The 15,511-nt window shown below is 65.1% G+C and carries 13 protein-coding genes; 7 read left to right on the forward strand and 6 right to left on the reverse strand.

The window, feature by feature from the left end:
* Positions 1-56: 56 nt before the first annotated feature.
* The gene (locus BXY53_RS01735) at positions 57-1,250 is read right to left on the reverse strand and encodes a c-type cytochrome (RefSeq protein ID WP_119060220.1); all 1,194 of its coding nucleotides are present in this window, start codon (positions 1,248-1,250) and stop codon (positions 57-59) included.
* Between the two features lie 172 nt (positions 1,251-1,422).
* Here BXY53_RS01735 and BXY53_RS01740 point away from each other — a divergent pair, with 172 nt between their 5' ends.
* Both BXY53_RS01740 and BXY53_RS01745 read left to right on the forward strand, forming a co-directional pair.
* The gene (locus BXY53_RS01740) at positions 1,423-2,196 is read left to right on the forward strand and encodes a 3-deoxy-manno-octulosonate cytidylyltransferase (RefSeq protein WP_119060221.1); all 774 of its coding nucleotides are present in this window, start codon (positions 1,423-1,425) and stop codon (positions 2,194-2,196) included.
* Between the two features lie 9 nt (positions 2,197-2,205).
* The gene (locus BXY53_RS01745) at positions 2,206-3,189 is read left to right on the forward strand and encodes a prephenate dehydratase (protein WP_119060222.1); all 984 of its coding nucleotides are present in this window, start codon (positions 2,206-2,208) and stop codon (positions 3,187-3,189) included.
* 318 nt (positions 3,190-3,507) lie between these two features.
* On the opposite strand, the gene BXY53_RS01750 is transcribed toward BXY53_RS01745, so the two are convergent.
* Positions 3,508-5,385 carry a patatin-like phospholipase family protein gene (locus BXY53_RS01750; protein WP_119060223.1) on the reverse strand — a complete coding sequence of 626 codons (1,878 nt, stop codon included), beginning with the start codon at positions 5,383-5,385 and terminating at the stop codon, positions 3,508-3,510.
* 349 nt (positions 5,386-5,734) lie between these two features.
* On the opposite strand from BXY53_RS01750, the gene BXY53_RS14345 reads away from it, so the two are divergent.
* From BXY53_RS14345 to BXY53_RS14355, 3 genes are read left to right on the forward strand one after another with little or no spacing between them, the layout of a single operon-like run.
* On the forward strand, positions 5,735-5,866 hold the full coding sequence (locus BXY53_RS14345) for a hypothetical protein (RefSeq protein WP_280985240.1): 132 nt from the start codon (positions 5,735-5,737) through the stop codon (positions 5,864-5,866).
* 48 nt (positions 5,867-5,914) lie between these two features.
* Positions 5,915-6,043 (forward strand): hypothetical protein, encoded by a 129-nt coding sequence (locus BXY53_RS14350; RefSeq protein WP_280985241.1) that lies wholly within the window; start codon positions 5,915-5,917, stop codon positions 6,041-6,043.
* A gap of 51 nt (positions 6,044-6,094) precedes the next feature.
* Complete coding sequence (locus BXY53_RS14355) at positions 6,095-6,220, forward strand: hypothetical protein (RefSeq protein WP_280985242.1); 126 nt, start codon at positions 6,095-6,097, stop codon at positions 6,218-6,220.
* 63 nt (positions 6,221-6,283) lie between these two features.
* On the opposite strand, the gene recG is transcribed toward BXY53_RS14355, so the two are convergent.
* Complete coding sequence (recG, locus tag BXY53_RS01755) at positions 6,284-8,392, reverse strand: ATP-dependent DNA helicase RecG (RefSeq protein WP_119061705.1); 2,109 nt, start codon at positions 8,390-8,392, stop codon at positions 6,284-6,286.
* A gap of 116 nt (positions 8,393-8,508) precedes the next feature.
* Here recG and BXY53_RS01760 point away from each other — a divergent pair, with 116 nt between their 5' ends.
* Together BXY53_RS01760 and mfd are read left to right on the forward strand one after the other, a co-directional pair.
* A complete protein-coding gene (locus tag BXY53_RS01760; protein WP_119060224.1) occupies positions 8,509-8,769 on the forward strand; it encodes an FAD assembly factor SdhE in 261 nt (86 codons plus the stop codon).
* 71 nt (positions 8,770-8,840) lie between these two features.
* Positions 8,841-12,338 (forward strand): transcription-repair coupling factor, encoded by a 3,498-nt coding sequence (gene mfd, locus BXY53_RS01765; protein WP_119060225.1) that lies wholly within the window; start codon positions 8,841-8,843, stop codon positions 12,336-12,338.
* On the opposite strand, the gene BXY53_RS01770 is transcribed toward mfd, so the two are convergent.
* From BXY53_RS01770 to BXY53_RS01780, 3 genes are all read right to left on the reverse strand, one after another.
* Positions 12,339-12,821 (reverse strand): HPr kinase/phosphorylase, encoded by a 483-nt coding sequence (locus BXY53_RS01770; protein ID WP_210209118.1) that lies wholly within the window; start codon positions 12,819-12,821, stop codon positions 12,339-12,341.
* 4 nt (positions 12,822-12,825) lie between these two features.
* Positions 12,826-14,622: a sensor histidine kinase gene (locus tag BXY53_RS01775; RefSeq protein WP_119060226.1), complete on the reverse strand. Its 1,797-nt coding sequence runs from the start codon at positions 14,620-14,622 to the stop codon at positions 12,826-12,828.
* A 76-nt stretch (positions 14,623-14,698) separates the two neighbouring features.
* Positions 14,699-15,397: a response regulator transcription factor gene (locus BXY53_RS01780; RefSeq protein ID WP_119060227.1), complete on the reverse strand. Its 699-nt coding sequence runs from the start codon at positions 15,395-15,397 to the stop codon at positions 14,699-14,701.
* Between the last annotated feature and the right edge of the window lie 114 nt (positions 15,398-15,511).

A 15,511-nucleotide genomic window follows, 5' to 3' on the forward strand; every position in this document is an offset into this window, starting at 1 on the left:
ACGGAAATCTCGTCGAGAATGGCGGGCGCGCCACGCAAGGACGCGCCCAGCCAGCATCAGTTCGCGCTGGCATCGCCTTCCAGGCTCGCGGCCTCGGTTTCGGATCCGGCGCCATCGGCCTGAGCCGCATCCTCGCCGGTCTCCGCCTGGCCGGTATCCTGCTCGGTTCCGGGGAGCGGAGGCGCTTCGCCAAGCGAGGCGAGATAGGCGATGATGTCGGCCCGCTTGGCATCGTCCTTCACACCCTGATAGGCCATGGTAGTTCCGGGCACGTAATCCATCGGGTTGGCGAGCCATTCATTCATCCGCTCGTAGGTCCACTTGCCGTCAAGCCCTTTGAGCGCGTTGGAGTAGCCGAAGCCATCAACTGCAGCGATGTCGCTGCCCATGATGCCGTAGAGATTCGGCCCGACGCGGTTGGGACCGCCTTCCTCGAAAGTGTGGCACGCAGAGCAGACGCGAATCGCCTTTTCTCCCTCAGCCGCGCTGGCATCGGCGAACATGGCGGCCAGCTTGTCTTCGCCTGCAGGAGCTTCCGCGGTTTCCGCGGCCTCTTCCGTGGCAGCTTCTTCGGTCGCGGCTTCCTCGCCCGCCGGCTCCTCGGCCTGAGCAGCCTGTTCCTCGCCGGCGGCTTCGCCCTCTTCAGCCGGCGCAGCCTCAGGCGCGGCAGCCTGTTCGGTCTCGGCCGGCGCCTCGGCGGTCTCCTCCGGTTCCGGGTACGGCGGCGTATCACCAAGTGACGCGAGATAAGCGATCATGTCCGCGCGGTCCTGCGGGTCCTTGATTCCCGCATAGCCCATGCTGGTGCCTGGCACGCAATCCGAGGGATTCTTCAGAAAGCAGTCCAGCTTCTCATAGGTCCATTCGCCGCCATATTCCTGAAGCGCGCTGGAGTAAGAGAAGCCATCCACCGAGGCGACGTCGCGTCCCGGCACGGCATAGAGATTTGGGCCGACGCGGTTGGGACCGCCTTCCTCAAACACATGGCAAGCCGTGCATTGGCGCGATACCGTCTCGCCAGCCGCCGGGTCTGCGGCTGCCAGCCGGACCGGAAGCGGTTCGACCTTCGGCGCTTCTTCTTCCTTCTGCCCGGCTTCGGCTGTCTGGGTCTCCTCCTCGACCTGGACGACCTGGTACTCGCCCGGCCCGCCTTCGGGATACAGAATCGAAATCGCCGTGTTGCCCCCAATGATCACGAGCAAGCTGAGCAGTACGGCCGCCGCCAGTTTGTTGAACGTCCAGAGATCCATGTGCTGCGATCCTCAAATTCTTACGCTGAGAACGGGTGCCGCCGCGGTCGCGCGGGTGGAAATCGGTTGACCGGCCAGCATGATATAGCTTTTCTTGGTTGCGCTGTGCAACTTGGATCGGCACGGCCTCGGGGGCGGCCCAGCCCGATCCGCCAACCAACCAAAAACGACAATGACACGCTCGTTAATCATCATTCCAGCGCGGATGCAAGCCAGCCGCCTGCCGGGGAAGCCTCTGGTGGAGATCGGCGGCGAACCAATGATTGTTCATGTGTGGCGCCGCGCCGTAGCGGCCAATGCGGGCGACGTTTTTGTCGCAACTGATGATCAGGCCATTGCCGATGCGGTGCGTGCGGCCGGTGGCCAGGCGATCATGACACGCGCGGATCATCCCAGCGGGTCGGACCGGGTGTACGAAGCCGCGTGCCAGGTCGGGGGCGACGATCCGACGGATATCATCGTGAACATTCAGGGCGATCTGCCGACGCTCGACCCTGCGCTGGTGCGCGCTTGTGTCGCGCCTCTGGAGCACCCGGAGATCGACATCGCCACCCTTGCGGCGGAGATCGACGACGCCGGCGAGGTTATCGACCCTCATGTGGTCAAGGTCGTTGCAACGCCGGCGGGCGATGGCGCGACGCTTCGCGCCCTCTATTTCACGAGGGCGGCTGCGCCGGCTGGTTATGGGCCTTTCCTGCACCATATCGGCATGTATGCCTATCGGCGCGAGGCGCTTGCACGCTTCGTCTCTTTACCGACTTCGACGCTGGAGAAGCGTGAGCGGCTGGAGCAGCTCCGCGCGCTTGAAGCCGGGATGAAGTTCGGCGTGCGCGTGGTTGACAGCGTACCGCTGGGGGTTGACACACCAGCTGATCTTGATCGCGCGCGGGCCATCTTCGCCGCCCAGCAAACCGCGGCCCACGCGCCGGTCGGCGCACAAGGCTGACAATCCGTTATGACCGAAACGAAAGTGAAAAGGCGCCGCCGCAACACGGCGCAGGCGCCGCAACGTACTTCCAACGCACAGCCGAACACCGCCGCGAGCGCGACTGCCCCCCGCCGGGCCGCCGGCCGGATCGTCTACCAGGGCGAGCCGGGCGCAAATTCGCACATTGCCTGCCGCGACCAGTTCCCGGAAATGGAGGCGGTCGGCTGCGCGACCTTCGAGGATGCGCTGAATTCGGTGCGCCGTGGCGACACCTCCTGTGCCATGATCCCCATCGAAAACTCGGTGGCCGGACGTGTGGCCGACGTGCATCACTTGCTGCCGGATTCCGGCTTGCAGATCATTGGCGAGCACTTCGAGCGCATTTCGCATCAGCTTCTGGCGCTGCCGGGCGCGCGGATCGACGATTTGCGCACGGTGCACAGCCATATTCAGGCGCTCGGCCAGTGCCGCCAGGTGATCCAGAGCCTTGGGCTGGAGCCGGTCACGCAGGCAGACACCGCCGGCGCGGCCCGTATGATCGCCCGGGCGGGCGATATCACCCAGGCGGCCATCGCTTCCGAGCTGGCGGCGGAGGTTCATGACCTCCAGATCATGCGCCGCGACATTCAGGACGCCTCGCATAATACGACGCGCTTCCTCGTGCTCGCGCGTGAGCCGGTGTCGGTGCCGGCCGGGAATGGTCCGGTCATCACCACCTTCGTGTTCCGGGTGCGCAACGTGCCCGCTGCGCTCTACAAGGCGCTAGGCGGCTTTGCAACGAACGGCGTGAATATGACCAAGCTGGAATCCTACCAACTCGAAGGTAGCTTCCACGCCACGATGTTCTATGCCGACATCGAGGGGCATCCGGACGAGCGCCGCGTCCAGCTCGCGCTGGAAGAACTGCACTTCTTTTCCTCAAAGGTGACGTTCCTCGGCACCTATCCGGCCAGCCCGTTGCGCGAGACTTTGGCGGAAGAGGCGAACGGGCGCCTGAACGAGGCCGACTGAGCGCGGTTCACCGTTTTTCATGCCTTGTCACAGGGCGGTGACCGCCCATTCCCTCCCGAGACGGCAAGCCTTATCCTCGTGGTTGTCAACGGCCGAACGGTCTCAGCGCAGCTCTACGGCAAGCGAGCAAGGCATGAAGGGTATCGTGACAATCCTTGTTGCGATGATGGTCTTTGGGGCGACAGCGACACACGCGGATCTTCCCAAGGGGCCACCTGCAAAGAACATGCTGACCGCGCCCTGCCAGGAATGCGCCTGAGGCGGTCAGGGCGTTAGATCCTCCTCCTCTCCCTGACTCGGTGGACCGGCGCGGCCGGTTCACCGATTTTCTTCCAGGATCTGCTCGACCGATGCGGCGACGGCGGCAAAGACTGGATCGCCTTCCTCGCGCAGATGCTCGATTTCGCGCAGGGCCCAGTCACGCGCCAGCGCCATGATCCGCGCGTGGCGGGCAAAGTCGAGGAGCGAGATACCCCGCGGCATTGGCGGCTGGAACACAACCAAATCGTCAGGCAAATCCTCGCCGGTGAACCAGCGCGGCGTCTGCGCCCGGAGTGCGATATCCGGGATGGTGGGCAGCGCCGCGTCCTGGGCCAGCCCCTTGCGTCGCCCGCCGCGCATCGTCAGCCGCCGCAAATCGCGATAGGCTGCAGGCGCACGACCCAGCGGCCCGGCCAGCGGCTGCACGGCAAAGCAGCGCCCCACACCCAGCGCGCGCAAATCGTCCACGGGCGGCGGCGCAGCGCCCGAGGCATCGACCAGCATATCGCCATCGACCGAGATGAAGGGCGCGAGCACGCCCGGCGGTGTCCAGTTGGTGCGCACGATCGCCTGCAGGCTGTCGCGCTCATGCGTCCAGAGCCGGGCGCGCGATATGTTCGCCGCGAATCCGTGGAATGGGAGGCGGAGGTCGGCCGCCGTGCCATGCGGGATGTGCCGGTCGATCAGACGGTCATAACGCGCATGACCGTACAGACCCAGCCGGCCGCCGAAGAATGCCGCTTGTCGGCGCGCGCTGGTCAGCACGCCGCGCTGGGTGAAGATGGTCTTGGCCAGCCCGTTGATGTCTTCCGGCCCGAGCCCGCAGGCGAGCAGAGCGCCGACCGCTGCGCCGGCGCCTGTGCCGCCGATCGCGTCTATGGGCACGCCCGAGGCTTCCAGCGCGGTAATCACGCCCAAATGCGCCGCGCCGCACAATCCACTACCTGACAAGGTCACTGCATTGGCGCGGCCCATGAGGAAACGGGCCAACCGGGCAAACGATGCCTTGTCGCCCAGCGCCACAAAATGATGCGCCTGCACCGGTCGTGCGGCGAGCCAGCGCTCCGCCCCGCCTTGTAGCCGTCCCGAGAGCCGGCCCGTCACAATCGCCAGCCGCGAAGTTCGCCCGCCGGCCATACCCAATCCACAGCGCTCCACGTCGGTGCTCGGGATCCGGGGGCCGGCTGGGTCCCCGTCATCCACGCCTACGATGAGCACTTCATCGGCCCGGTCGATGCAGCGCCGCGTCCAGGGGCTCAGCGTACCGTCGGCCACATAGAGCACGACGTCGTTGCGCCGCTCGCTCTCTTCCAGCTCCTGCGCCACCTCGGGGTCGTCGAGCGCGATGCCGCCCGGCTGGTTCTGGCCGAGTCCCGCCGCCGACAGGATTTGGCAAGCGCCCAGCTCCTCCAGCGCTTCGGCAAGCGCGCGCAGAAAATCCTTCGGGACCTCGCCGCTCGCCCCTGGGCAGATGGCAATTGTTCGCGCCGCGGGCTTCGGCACGGTGGCCGACACGCGCCCGCCGCCCTTGACGAGGCCGGAGAGGAGCGTCTCCCACAGATGTGGCATTCCCGCCATCACCTCCCGGAAGTCCTCGCGTGACAGGCGTAGCACCGTGCTCGGCCGCGCCGCCGTCACTTGCCAGGCATGCTTTCCGAAGCCGAAAAAGTCAGAGGCGTCCACTGCCGCGCCGGGACCGAATACCGCCTTCGCCGCCTGCTCTTCGGGCTGCCAGGCTTCATCCGCGGTAGCGATCAGCCGCCCGGACATCACGATATTGAGCGCCTCCACGGGCGCGCCCGCTGCGGCGAGTTTCTCGCCCGTGGCGAGGGACATGACATGCGCCGCTGCATAGAGCGCGCGCAGATCGTCCGCGGCCAACTCCTGAAAGGCGTCGACAGCTTTGAGGAGCAGAAAGGGCGGCTGCGGCGTCATGGGTGCTCCGGGCCTGCGGCTAGCGGTTGGGACGATCGACGCGAACGCACTTGGCGGCGGGATCTGTCGGTCCAGCGGATGGTTCGGCCTCCCGCCCTCATCCTAAAGCCCGATCCGCTCACCGTGAATGGCGTTTTCGTGGGCCCGGATTGGCCGAAAACAGCCATTTTTGCGCACAAGCCGATTCATGTATTCACACCCGTTCACATACTTTTCATCTGTAGTAACGACGCAGTGTTACCCCATTTCCTTTTTGGAGTAATTGATCTATATTCCAATCATGCCGACAAAAAATGGAACGGCATAACAAGTACCGAGTGAAAACTCGATTTTTCAATGGAGAAGGACCATGAAGACCATCTTTACACTGCTTTCTGCTCTGGCCTTTGTTGGCGCTGCATCTGTCGCTTCGGCAGCTCCTGCTGATGAAGACTTCGGTAGCCGCGCCTTCTGGGAAAGCATTGCAGACAAGGGCCGGTAATCAAGAGTTCCCAACAAGATGAACACTCTAGGAAACAGGAGAATGATCATGAAAATCTTCGTCACTGTTCTCTCCGCCCTCGCCCTGCTGGGCGCTGTCTCCGCCGCTTCGGGCGCGCCGGTGACCAACGACAAGGGGCAGACGATTTGGGAACAGCAGTCGCTCTACGGCAACTAAGCGTCTGCGCCAGAACCGAAACATCAAACCTGTGAAACAAGGAGAATAAACATGAAGACCCTCGTCACTGTCCTGTCCGCTATCGCCCTCTTGGGCACTGTCTCTGCCGCCTCGGCAGCACCGAACGCCGAAGAGTTCGGAAGCCTTGCCTGGTGGGAACAGCAGAACAAGAACTAAGCGCTGGTTGAAAATGTACCTCCCTGTCTGAGGGTGGGCCGGCACTCCGGTCCACCCCTTCTTTTATCCGGCGCGCACTGTCCGAATGGCCGCATCCCGCTCGAACAGATAAAGACACGCCCGCGCCGCCGCGCCCTGCGGCCCTTCAAGTCTCGGATCGCGCTCCAGCAGCAGCTTCACCTGATCCCGCGCGGCTTCCAGCACTTCGCTGTCTTCCGGCAAGCGCGCCACGCGAAAGCCCGGATCGCCCGACTGCTTCGCGCCGAGAATCTCGCCGCCCCCGCGCAGACGCAGGTCTTCCTCTGCGATCTTGAAACCATCGTCCGTATCCCGCAGCGCCTTCAGCCGCGCCTCGGCCGTCTCGCTCAGCGGGCCCTGATACAGGAGCAGGCAGGTCGCCTGCGCTGCCCCGCGTCCGACGCGGCCGCGAAGCTGATGAAGCTGGGCAAGGCCAAACCGCTCGGCATGTTCGATCACCATGACCGAGGCGTTCGGCACGTCGACGCCCACCTCGATGACCGTGGTCGAGACGAGGACGCCCAACTCTCCGGCAGCGAAAGCGTTCATCACCGCGTCGCGGTCCGCGCCCTTCATACGCCCGTGAACGAGGCCGACCTGGTCGCCGAAATGCTGGCGCAAATGCGCAGCGCGCTCCTCGGCGGCAGTGGCTGGCGCAACATCCGAGCTTTCGACGAGGGGGCAGACCCAGAACACCTGCGCGCCCGACTTCAACGTGCGGCGCACCGCCTCGATGACATCATGTATCCGCTCTACGGGCAGCGCGCGGGTCGTCACCGGCTTACGGCCCGGCGGCTTCTCGTCGAGCACGGACACGTCCATATCGCCGTAATGCGTCATCATCAGCGTGCGCGGGATCGGGGTGGCCGTCGCCACGAGGATGTCGACGCCGCCGTTGCCCTTCGCCTGCAGCGCCAGCCGCTGATAGACGCCGAAGCGATGCTGCTCGTCGATAACGGCCAGCGCGAGGTCGCGGAATTCCACATCGGCCTGAAACAACGCGTGGGTGCCGACGACGATGTCTGCTTGGCCTTGCTTGATCGCCTTGAGCGTCGTTTCCCGGCCGGGGCCGCTCTCTCGCCCGGTCAGCAGCGCCACACGCAGGCCGGCCGCGGCGCCCATTTCCGCGATTGTCTTGTAATGCTGGCGCGCCAATACCTCCGTCGGGGCCATAAGCGCGGCCTGTCCGCCGGCCTCCACCGCCCCCGCCATCGCCAGCAGCGCCACAAGGGTCTTGCCGCTGCCGACATCACCCTGCAAAAGCCGCAGCATGCGGTGCGGTGCCGCCATGTCGGAAAGGATTTCGGCAACCGCCCGTTCCTGCGCCCCCGTGAGCTTGAAGGGCAGCGCCGCGCGGATCTGGCTCGCGCGCTCGCCCGTCCCGGTAGTGGCCCGGCCGCTAAGCCGGCGGAATCGCCGACGCATCAGCGCGAGCGCAAGCTGACTCGACAGCAGCTCGTCACATGCAAGCCGCTTGCGGGCCTTCCCGGCCGCCGCCATATCGATATCATCGCGCGGCATATGCAGGATTTCGAGTGCCCGCCGAAAAGCTGGCCAGTCCTGCGCCGCGACAAAATCGCGGTCGAGCCATTCCGGCAAATCAGGCACGCGGGCGACTGCCTGGCGCGCGGCATTTCGCACCGCGCGCTGGCTCACGCCCTGGCCCAGCGGATAGACCGGCTCCAGCAGCGGAATGGCCTCCTGGTCGCTCTCGGGGGCGATGTGGTCGGGATGGGTCATCTGCAGATGCTTGCCGTAAGCCTGCGCGCGGCCCGAGATGATCCGCCGTTCCCCAACCGGCAGCATCCGCTGCAGATAGCGCCGGTCCGCGTGGAAAAACACCAGCTCGATGCGGCCTGTGTCATCCTCGCAAATCACCTTGTAGGGCGCGCGCGTGACGCTCGGCGGCGGGGCCCGATGCGCCTTGACAACCACATTCAAAGTCACGAGGTTGCCGGACACGACATCGGCGATGGCGGGGCGTTCGCGCCGGTCAATAACACCAGTTGGAAAATGCCAGAGCAGGTTGATCACCCGCGGGGGCTGGTCCGGGGTCGCGCCGGTGAGCCGGCCAAGCGCTTCCTCCAGCCGTTCGCCCACGCCGTTCAGGTCGCGGAGACTGGCGAACAACGGGTTGAGCGAAGCTGGTCGCATTTTCACGTCGGCACCTTTCGGCAGCGGGCTCGGCATCTGTTTTCGGAACGTAGGGCGAACGGGACAGCCTGCCCAGAACCGCGCGCGCCGCATCCACAGCCTGAAAGGCCCGACTGATGCCGCAGGAAATTGATCCACAGGCTCGGCGGCGGCGCGTGCAGTACCGCGCCAACCATCGCGGCACCAAGGAAATGGATATCCTGCTCGGCCGGTTCGCCGATGCCACGCTGGAGCAGATGACGGCTGGCGAACTGGTCCTCTTCGAGCAGATGCTGGCGCTGCCCGACCCGCAGCTCGACGGCTGGATCCGCGGCGACCAGCCACCAGAGATATTCGCCGACCTGATCGAGCGGATTCGCGCGTTTCACCGCTTCTGATACAACGTTAAATGGCGACAAGCGTAAAGACAAAACCCTCTGAAAAAATCGCGGAACGCTGGGACCGTCTGATGAACGAGCCCGGGCCGCTGCTGGTGGGCGGCGCGCCGGACGGCGTGGACGCGCTGGCGCTGGCACATATGGCGCGCGCGCATCAGCCGAAGGATGCGCCCGCCGCGCTGCTGCATGTCGCGCGCGATGACCGGCGGATGGCGACACTCGCCTCGGCGCTTCAGTTTTTCGATCCCGATCTGCGCGTGCTGACGCTGCCGGCCTGGGACTGCGTGCCCTATGACCGCGTCTCGCCGGACCCGGAGATTATCGCCAAGCGCATCACCACGCTGGTGCGCCTCGCCACCATGAAGGGCGGGGGCAAGGGCGGCCCGACCGTCGTGCTGACGACCGTGAACGCCGCGCTTCAGCGCGTGCCCCCGCGCGAGCACATGCGCCGCGGCGCCGTGAAGCTGGTGGCTGGCGGCCGCGCGGACCGTAACGCGCTGCTCAAGCGGCTGGAAAGTCATGGGTTCGTCCGCACGGGCACGGTCATGGAACCGGGCGAGTACGCCGTGCGCGGCGGCATCATCGACCTGTTTGCGCCGGGCCATGCGCGGCCCGCCCGGCTCGACTTCTTCGGCGACACGATCGAAACCATCCGCAATTTCGACCCTGCGACCCAGCGCACCGAAGGCAACCGCAAGCAGCTCGTCCTGCTGCCCATGAGTGAGGTGCCGGCGGGCGAGAATGTCTCGCGGCGGTTCCGCAAGCGGTATGTCGAACTTTTCGGAGCTGTCACGGGGGACGACCCGCTCTACGAGGCCGTCTCGGCGGGGCAGCGCTATCCGGGCATCGAGCATTGGCTGCCGCTGTTTTACGATAAGCTGGAAACCATCTTCGACTATCTGCTGGGCGCGATGGTCAGCCTTGACCACCTGTCCGAGGACGCGGTGAACCAGCGCATCGAGCAGATCAACGATCATTACGACGCCCGCCTCAGCGCGCTGGAGCAGAGGGCGTTCGGCGCGGCGCGCTATCAGCCCGTGCCGCCCAAGCTCATGTTTCTTGATCAGGCGCAGTGGGACGGTGAACTGGCCGAGCGCGCTACCCGCATCATCGCCCCTTACAGCGCGCCCGAGACGGAAAGTGGCGTGCCGGTCGTCGATCTCGAAGGTAAGGGCGGTCGCAATTTCGCGCCGGAACGCGCACGCAACGCTGAAGGGCTGTTTGACGAGGTCGCCGCGCATATCCGAGGCCTGCAGAAGGCGAATAAGCGCGTCATCGTTGCGGGCTGGACCCGCGGCTCGCGCGAGCGGCTGGGCGAGTTGTTGAGCAGTCACGGGCTGGAGTTGCGTGCGCCCGCCGACAGTTACCCGGAAGCCCAGGCGCTGCCGCCGAAATACGCTGCGCTCGCGGTGCTGGGGCTGGAGAGCGGCTTCGAGATGCCGGGCCTCGCGGTCATCGCCGAGCAGGACATCCTCGGCGACCGGTTGATCCGCCGGCGCAAGGCCCGCAAGCACTCGGAGGTCATCAGCGAGGCCGCAAGCCTCAGCCCGGGCGATCTGGTCGTACACGCCGATCACGGCATCGGCCGGTTCATCGGCCTGAAATCCATCGACGCCGCCGGCGCGCCTCATGACTGCCTGGAACTGGAATACCACGGCGGCGACAAGCTGTTCCTGCCGGTCGAGAACATCGAACTGCTTAGCCGCTATGGCTCAGACGAAGCGGGCGTGGCCCTCGACCGTCTGGGCAGCGGCGCATGGCAGGCTCGCAAGGCGCGGCTGAAGAAGCGCGTGCTGGAGATGGCCGGCCAGCTCATCCAGGTCGCGGCAGAGCGCGCCACACGCAGCGCCCCGGTCATGTCACCGCCCGACGGGCTTTATGAGGAGTTCTGCGCGCGCTTCGGCTTCGACGAGACCGAGGACCAGCAGTCCAGCATCGACGCGGTGCTCGAAGACCTGTCGAAGGGCACCCCGATGGACCGTCTCATCTGCGGCGATGTCGGCTTCGGCAAGACCGAGGTGGCGCTGCGCGCTGCGCTCACGGCCGTGATGAGCGGCAAGCAGGTCGCGGTCGTCGTGCCGACCACGCTGCTCGCGCGCCAGCACTACAAGACCTTCACCGAGCGCTTCGCCGGGCTGCCCGTGCGCATCGCGCAGGCGTCGCGGCTCGTCAGCGGCAAGGAGATGAGCCAGGTCCGCGCCGACCTGAAATCCGGCCAGATCGACATCGTGATCGGGACGCACGCGCTCCTGTCGAAGAATGTCGGCTTCAACGATCTCGGACTGCTGATCATCGACGAGGAGCAGCACTTCGGCGTGCGCCACAAGGAGCGGCTTAAGGAGCTGAAATCCGACGTGCACGTCCTGACGCTGACCGCAACGCCGATCCCGCGCACGATGCAGCTTGCGCTCACTGGCGTGCGCGAGATGTCGATCATCGCCACGCCGCCGGTGGACCGGCTGGCCGTGCGCACCTTCGTCACGCCGTTCGATCCGCTGGTGCTGCGCGAGGCGCTCTTGCGTGAACGCTATCGCGGCGGCCAGAGCTTCTATGTCTGCCCGCGCATCTCCGATCTGGAGGAGGTCGCGGCGTTTCTGCGCGAGCATGTGCCGGAACTCAAATTCCAGATCGCGCATGGTCAGATGAGTGCGACGCAGCTCGAAGACGTGATGAGCGCGTTCTATGATCAGAAGATTGACGTGCTGGTCTGCACGACAATCGTGGAATCCGGTCTGGACGTGCCAAGTGCGAACACGCTGATCGTCCATCGCGCCGACATGTTCGGCCTGTCGCAACTCTACCAGTTGCGCGGGCGTGTGGGCCGGTCGAAGACGCGGGCCTACGCGATGCTGACGATCCCGGCGAACGGGAAGCTGACGCCGACCGCCGAAAAGCGGCTGAAGGTTCTGCACTCACTCGACACGCTTGGCGCGGGCTTCTCGCTCGCGAGTCACGATCTCGACATTCGCGGGGCGGGGAACCTGCTGGGCGAGGAGCAGTCGGGCCACATCCGCGATGTCGGGTTCGAGCTGTACCAGTCGATGCTGGAAGAGGCGGTCGCCAAGCTGCGCGATGGCGAGGCGACAGCGGACACAGGCGAGCAGTGGTCGCCGCAGATTTCGCTCGGCATGGCCGTGCTGATCCCGGAGAACTACGTGCCCGACCTGCAGGTGCGGCTGGGGCTCTATCGCCGGCTGGCGAACCTCACCGAGCAGACGGAGATCGACAGCTTCGCTGCCGAGCTGGCCGACCGCTTTGGGCCGCTGCCGGACGAGGTGAACCAACTGCTGGAGGTCGTCAAGCTGAAGGCTCTGTGCCGCGCCGCCGGCATCGCCACGCTGGAGGCCGGGCCGAAGGGAGCGGTTGTCGGCTTCCGTGGCAACAGCTTTGCCGATCCGGCCGGGTTGGTGAACTTCATCAACGCCAATTCCGCGCGGACGAAGCTGCAAGCCGACCATAAGCTGGTCTACAAAGCCGATTGGGACAGCATCGAGGACCGGTTGAAAGGGGCCCGGTGGCTTGCCCGCGAGTTGGCGAACCTCGCCGGCCAGGCGAAGCAGGCCGCCTAGTCATACCGCGCTGGTGCCCCAGCCGCCCAGGAGCGCGCGGAGCTTGAGGGGCGCAGATGCCTCGAACGGTGCGAGCTTGGCGGTCGGCACCGTCACACCGAGCACGTCCTCGGTCGGGAGCGGGTGAGGCGGCAGACGAAGAACAGCGTCCGGCGATACCAGATCGACGATCAGCGCAACCTGCGCTGCTTCCGTTGATCTCACGCGACGTATGCCCACCCCGCGAACTTCGAGCAGTCCGGCGATGGGCTGAGGCGGACGGGCGATCAGGCGGCCGTCTTCGCGACTGAGCCCCACCTGATCGTCGGCGACGAGAAAAGCCGAACGGTGCCCCTCTGGCGGTGGCCCGGCAATCACCCGCAGCGCGAGGTCGGATTTGCCGGCGCCGGGCGGCCCGCGCAACAGAACCCCCTTGCCGCCGATCGCCACGCAGGTCGCATGCATCTGCAGCGCGCTGCCGCCATCTGCGGTCGCGGCAGCCATGGCATCACGCGGCCGGCAGACGGATCACGAACCGGGCCCCGCGCTGCGGCTCGCGGGACGCACCGGTCTGCCCGCGGGGCAGCGTGCGGTTCTCCGCCCAGATGCGCCCGCCATGCGCCTCCACGATCTGTCTCGCCAGATGCAGGCCCAGTCCGGAGTTCTTGCCGGATCCGTGCTCTTCCGGCCGATCCGTATAGAAGCGGTTGAAGATCTTCTCCAAGTCCTGATTGTTGATGCCCGGCCCCTCGTCCTCGACGAGAATCTCGATTTCCCGAGTCTTGGGCACGCGGCGCATCGACAGCATGATCTTCCCGTCCTCCGGCGAGAAGGACGCCGCGTTGTCCAGCAGATTCGTCAGGACCCGCGTGAGCTGGGTCTCATGCCCGTTGACCATGAAGGTGCGGGATTTGCGGGCTGCCGAGTCATTCGTGACGCCGTCGATCTTCAGTTCGATCGGCGGGTAATCATCGCGGTGGAATCCGTTGTTCACGTTCGAAACGCCCATCAGCAGATTGGCGACATTGAGCGGCTTTGCCCGCTCGCGCGCCAACTCCGCGTCGAGGCGAGAGGCGTCGGAAATCTCGGTGATAAGCCGGTCCAGCCGCCGCACGTCATCGCCGATCACGTGAACGAGTTCGTTGCGCTGCTCCTCAGTTCTGGCGCGAGGAAGCAGTTCTGCAGCGCTGCGCAACGAGGAAAGCGGATTCTTCAACTCATGGGCCACATCGGCGGCGAAAGTCTCGATGGCCTCCATGCGTCGGTAGATTGCCGCCGTCATGTCGTTGAGGGCACGCGACAGGTGCCCGATCTCGTCCCGACGGTGAGAATAATCGGGGATCTTGCGCTTGGTCTTGACGTCGCGGCGAACATGCTCGGCCGCCTTGGCGAGCCGATGCATCGGCCCCGCGATCGTCGCAGCCAGAACCAGCGATAGCACCAGCGTCACGAAGCTCACAAAGCCAGCCATGTAAATGATGGAGGCGCGCTGATCCGCGATAACCTTGTCAATATCGCCGCCGCGGGTGGACAGCATCAGCGCGCCGGTCACCTGCTGGAGACGCTGGATCGACACACCGACGCTTATGATCGTTTCACCGTGCTCGTCCACACGGACAATGGGCATCGAGACGCCGTTGAGGGCCATTCGGACCTCGTGATAGGCGCGGCCGTTCTCGGCGCCGAGATCCTTGTAAAGCGGAAGTTGCTGGCTGCGGAATTGCGCCTGTATCCAGTTCCACGCGCGCTCGAACACGCCGGCTTCTTCGGTTTCCACCGGCGGAAGGTCATAGCGCATGATCTCCCCGCGCGCATACAGGCTCTGGCTGTCCACGAGAAGATTTCCGTCGGCGTTGTACACGCGGGCGCGCGCTCGGGTCGGCTCGACCATGCGGCGCAGGAACGGTGCGATCTGCTCCGGATCAAGCTTGAAGCCCATGCCGGAAAGGTCGCCCTCCTGTCCGTCGAAGCTCGCCGTGCCGACGTCGATACCACTTGCGCCTTGCGCGGCCGTGGCAGGTTCCGGGATGGTCTGCGCTATGGCCTGCGCCATGATCTTGCCTTGCGTCTCAAGGCTGTTGATCCGCGCTTCCACGAGACCTTCGCGCACATCGTTGAGCCAGATGATTCCGCCCACCAGGAAGAGCAGGGCGACGAAGTTCAGAACGAGAATCCGCAACGCGATCGAATGGAAGCTGAGCTTGAGGCCCAGTCGGTCGATCTGCCGGTAAATCCCGCGCCAACTCAGCGCCGGCAACCGGAAAGCGGCGCCCCCTGGCCACGCCCTGCTTGTATCAACGGCCATGCTGTCCCACCCGTCTTGCTTTTATGGCGCGCGATGCGCGCTGCATTCTGGCCGTTAGCGTGAGACGACGGGATGCCTAGGCTTCCTTGAAGCGGTAGCCCACCCCGTAGAGCGTCTCGATCACGTCGAAATCGCTATCGACCATCTTGAATTTCTTTCGCAGGCGCTTGATGTGGCTGTCGATCGTCCGGTCATCGACGTAAACCTGGTCATCATAGGCCGCGTCCATCAGCGCGTCACGGCTCTTTACCACGCCGGGCCGCTGCGCCAGCGCCTGGAGAATCAGGAACTCCGTCACCGTGAGTGTCACGGGCTTGCCGTCCCAGAGGCAAGTGTGCCGCTCCGGGTCCATCTTGAGCTTGCCGCGCTCCAGAACCGATTTGCCCTCGACAATACCGGCGCCGCCGGCGCGCGGTTCGGAGCGACGCAGCACGGTCTTCACTCGCTCCACGAGGAGCCGGTGCGAGAACGGCTTGCGGATGAAATCATCCGCGCCCATGCGCAGGCCAAACAGCTCATCGATTTCCTCGTCCTTTGACGTGAGGAAAATGACTGGCATGTCAGATTTCTGGCGCAGGCGGCGCAGCAGTTCCATGCCGTCCATGCGGGGCATCTTGATATCCACGATCGCGAGATCCGGCGGGGCGTCGCTCAGGCCGTCCAGCGCGGACATGCCGTCAGTGTAGGCGTCGATCTTGTACCCCTCGGATTCGAGCAGCATTCGCAGCGAGGTGAGAATGTTCTTGTCGTCGTCAACCAGTGCGATGGTTGCCATCTGGCTTGTGCCTCCACGGCTTTCTTGAATGACTCCGAAAGGACAATCACGACCGAAATCTGCACGAATTGTGGCGATAAGGCCACGAACCCCCGCGAACTGCGATCGTAGCCA

The organism is Dichotomicrobium thermohalophilum, from assembly GCF_003550175.1.
In the GTDB taxonomy this organism is placed as follows: Bacteria; Pseudomonadota; Alphaproteobacteria; order Rhizobiales; family Rhodomicrobiaceae; genus Dichotomicrobium; species Dichotomicrobium thermohalophilum.

What these genes read in the sequence shown, in the direction of transcription:
- BXY53_RS01740 (WP_119060221.1), top strand. Translation starts at nt 1,423, where the DNA reads ATGACACGCTCGTTAATCATCATTCCAGCGCGGATGCAAGCCAGCCGC.
- BXY53_RS01735 (WP_119060220.1), bottom strand. Translation starts at nt 1,250, where the DNA reads ATGGATCTCTGGACGTTCAACAAACTGGCGGCGGCCGTACTGCTCAGC.
- BXY53_RS01745 (WP_119060222.1), top strand. Translation starts at nt 2,206, where the DNA reads ATGACCGAAACGAAAGTGAAAAGGCGCCGCCGCAACACGGCGCAGGCG.
- mfd (WP_119060225.1), top strand. Translation starts at nt 8,841, where the DNA reads ATGAACGAGCCCGGGCCGCTGCTGGTGGGCGGCGCGCCGGACGGCGTG.
- BXY53_RS01775 (WP_119060226.1), bottom strand. Translation starts at nt 14,622, where the DNA reads ATGGCCGTTGATACAAGCAGGGCGTGGCCAGGGGGCGCCGCTTTCCGG.
- BXY53_RS14350 (WP_280985241.1), top strand. Translation starts at nt 5,915, where the DNA reads ATGAAAATCTTCGTCACTGTTCTCTCCGCCCTCGCCCTGCTGGGCGCT.
- BXY53_RS01770 (WP_210209118.1), bottom strand. Translation starts at nt 12,821, where the DNA reads ATGGCTGCCGCGACCGCAGATGGCGGCAGCGCGCTGCAGATGCATGCG.
- BXY53_RS01750 (WP_119060223.1), bottom strand. Translation starts at nt 5,385, where the DNA reads ATGACGCCGCAGCCGCCCTTTCTGCTCCTCAAAGCTGTCGACGCCTTT.
- BXY53_RS14345 (WP_280985240.1), top strand. Translation starts at nt 5,735, where the DNA reads ATGAAGACCATCTTTACACTGCTTTCTGCTCTGGCCTTTGTTGGCGCT.
- BXY53_RS01760 (WP_119060224.1), top strand. Translation starts at nt 8,509, where the DNA reads ATGCCGCAGGAAATTGATCCACAGGCTCGGCGGCGGCGCGTGCAGTAC.
- BXY53_RS14355 (WP_280985242.1), top strand. Translation starts at nt 6,095, where the DNA reads ATGAAGACCCTCGTCACTGTCCTGTCCGCTATCGCCCTCTTGGGCACT.
- recG (WP_119061705.1), bottom strand. Translation starts at nt 8,392, where the DNA reads ATGCGACCAGCTTCGCTCAACCCGTTGTTCGCCAGTCTCCGCGACCTG.
- BXY53_RS01780 (WP_119060227.1), bottom strand. Translation starts at nt 15,397, where the DNA reads ATGGCAACCATCGCACTGGTTGACGACGACAAGAACATTCTCACCTCG.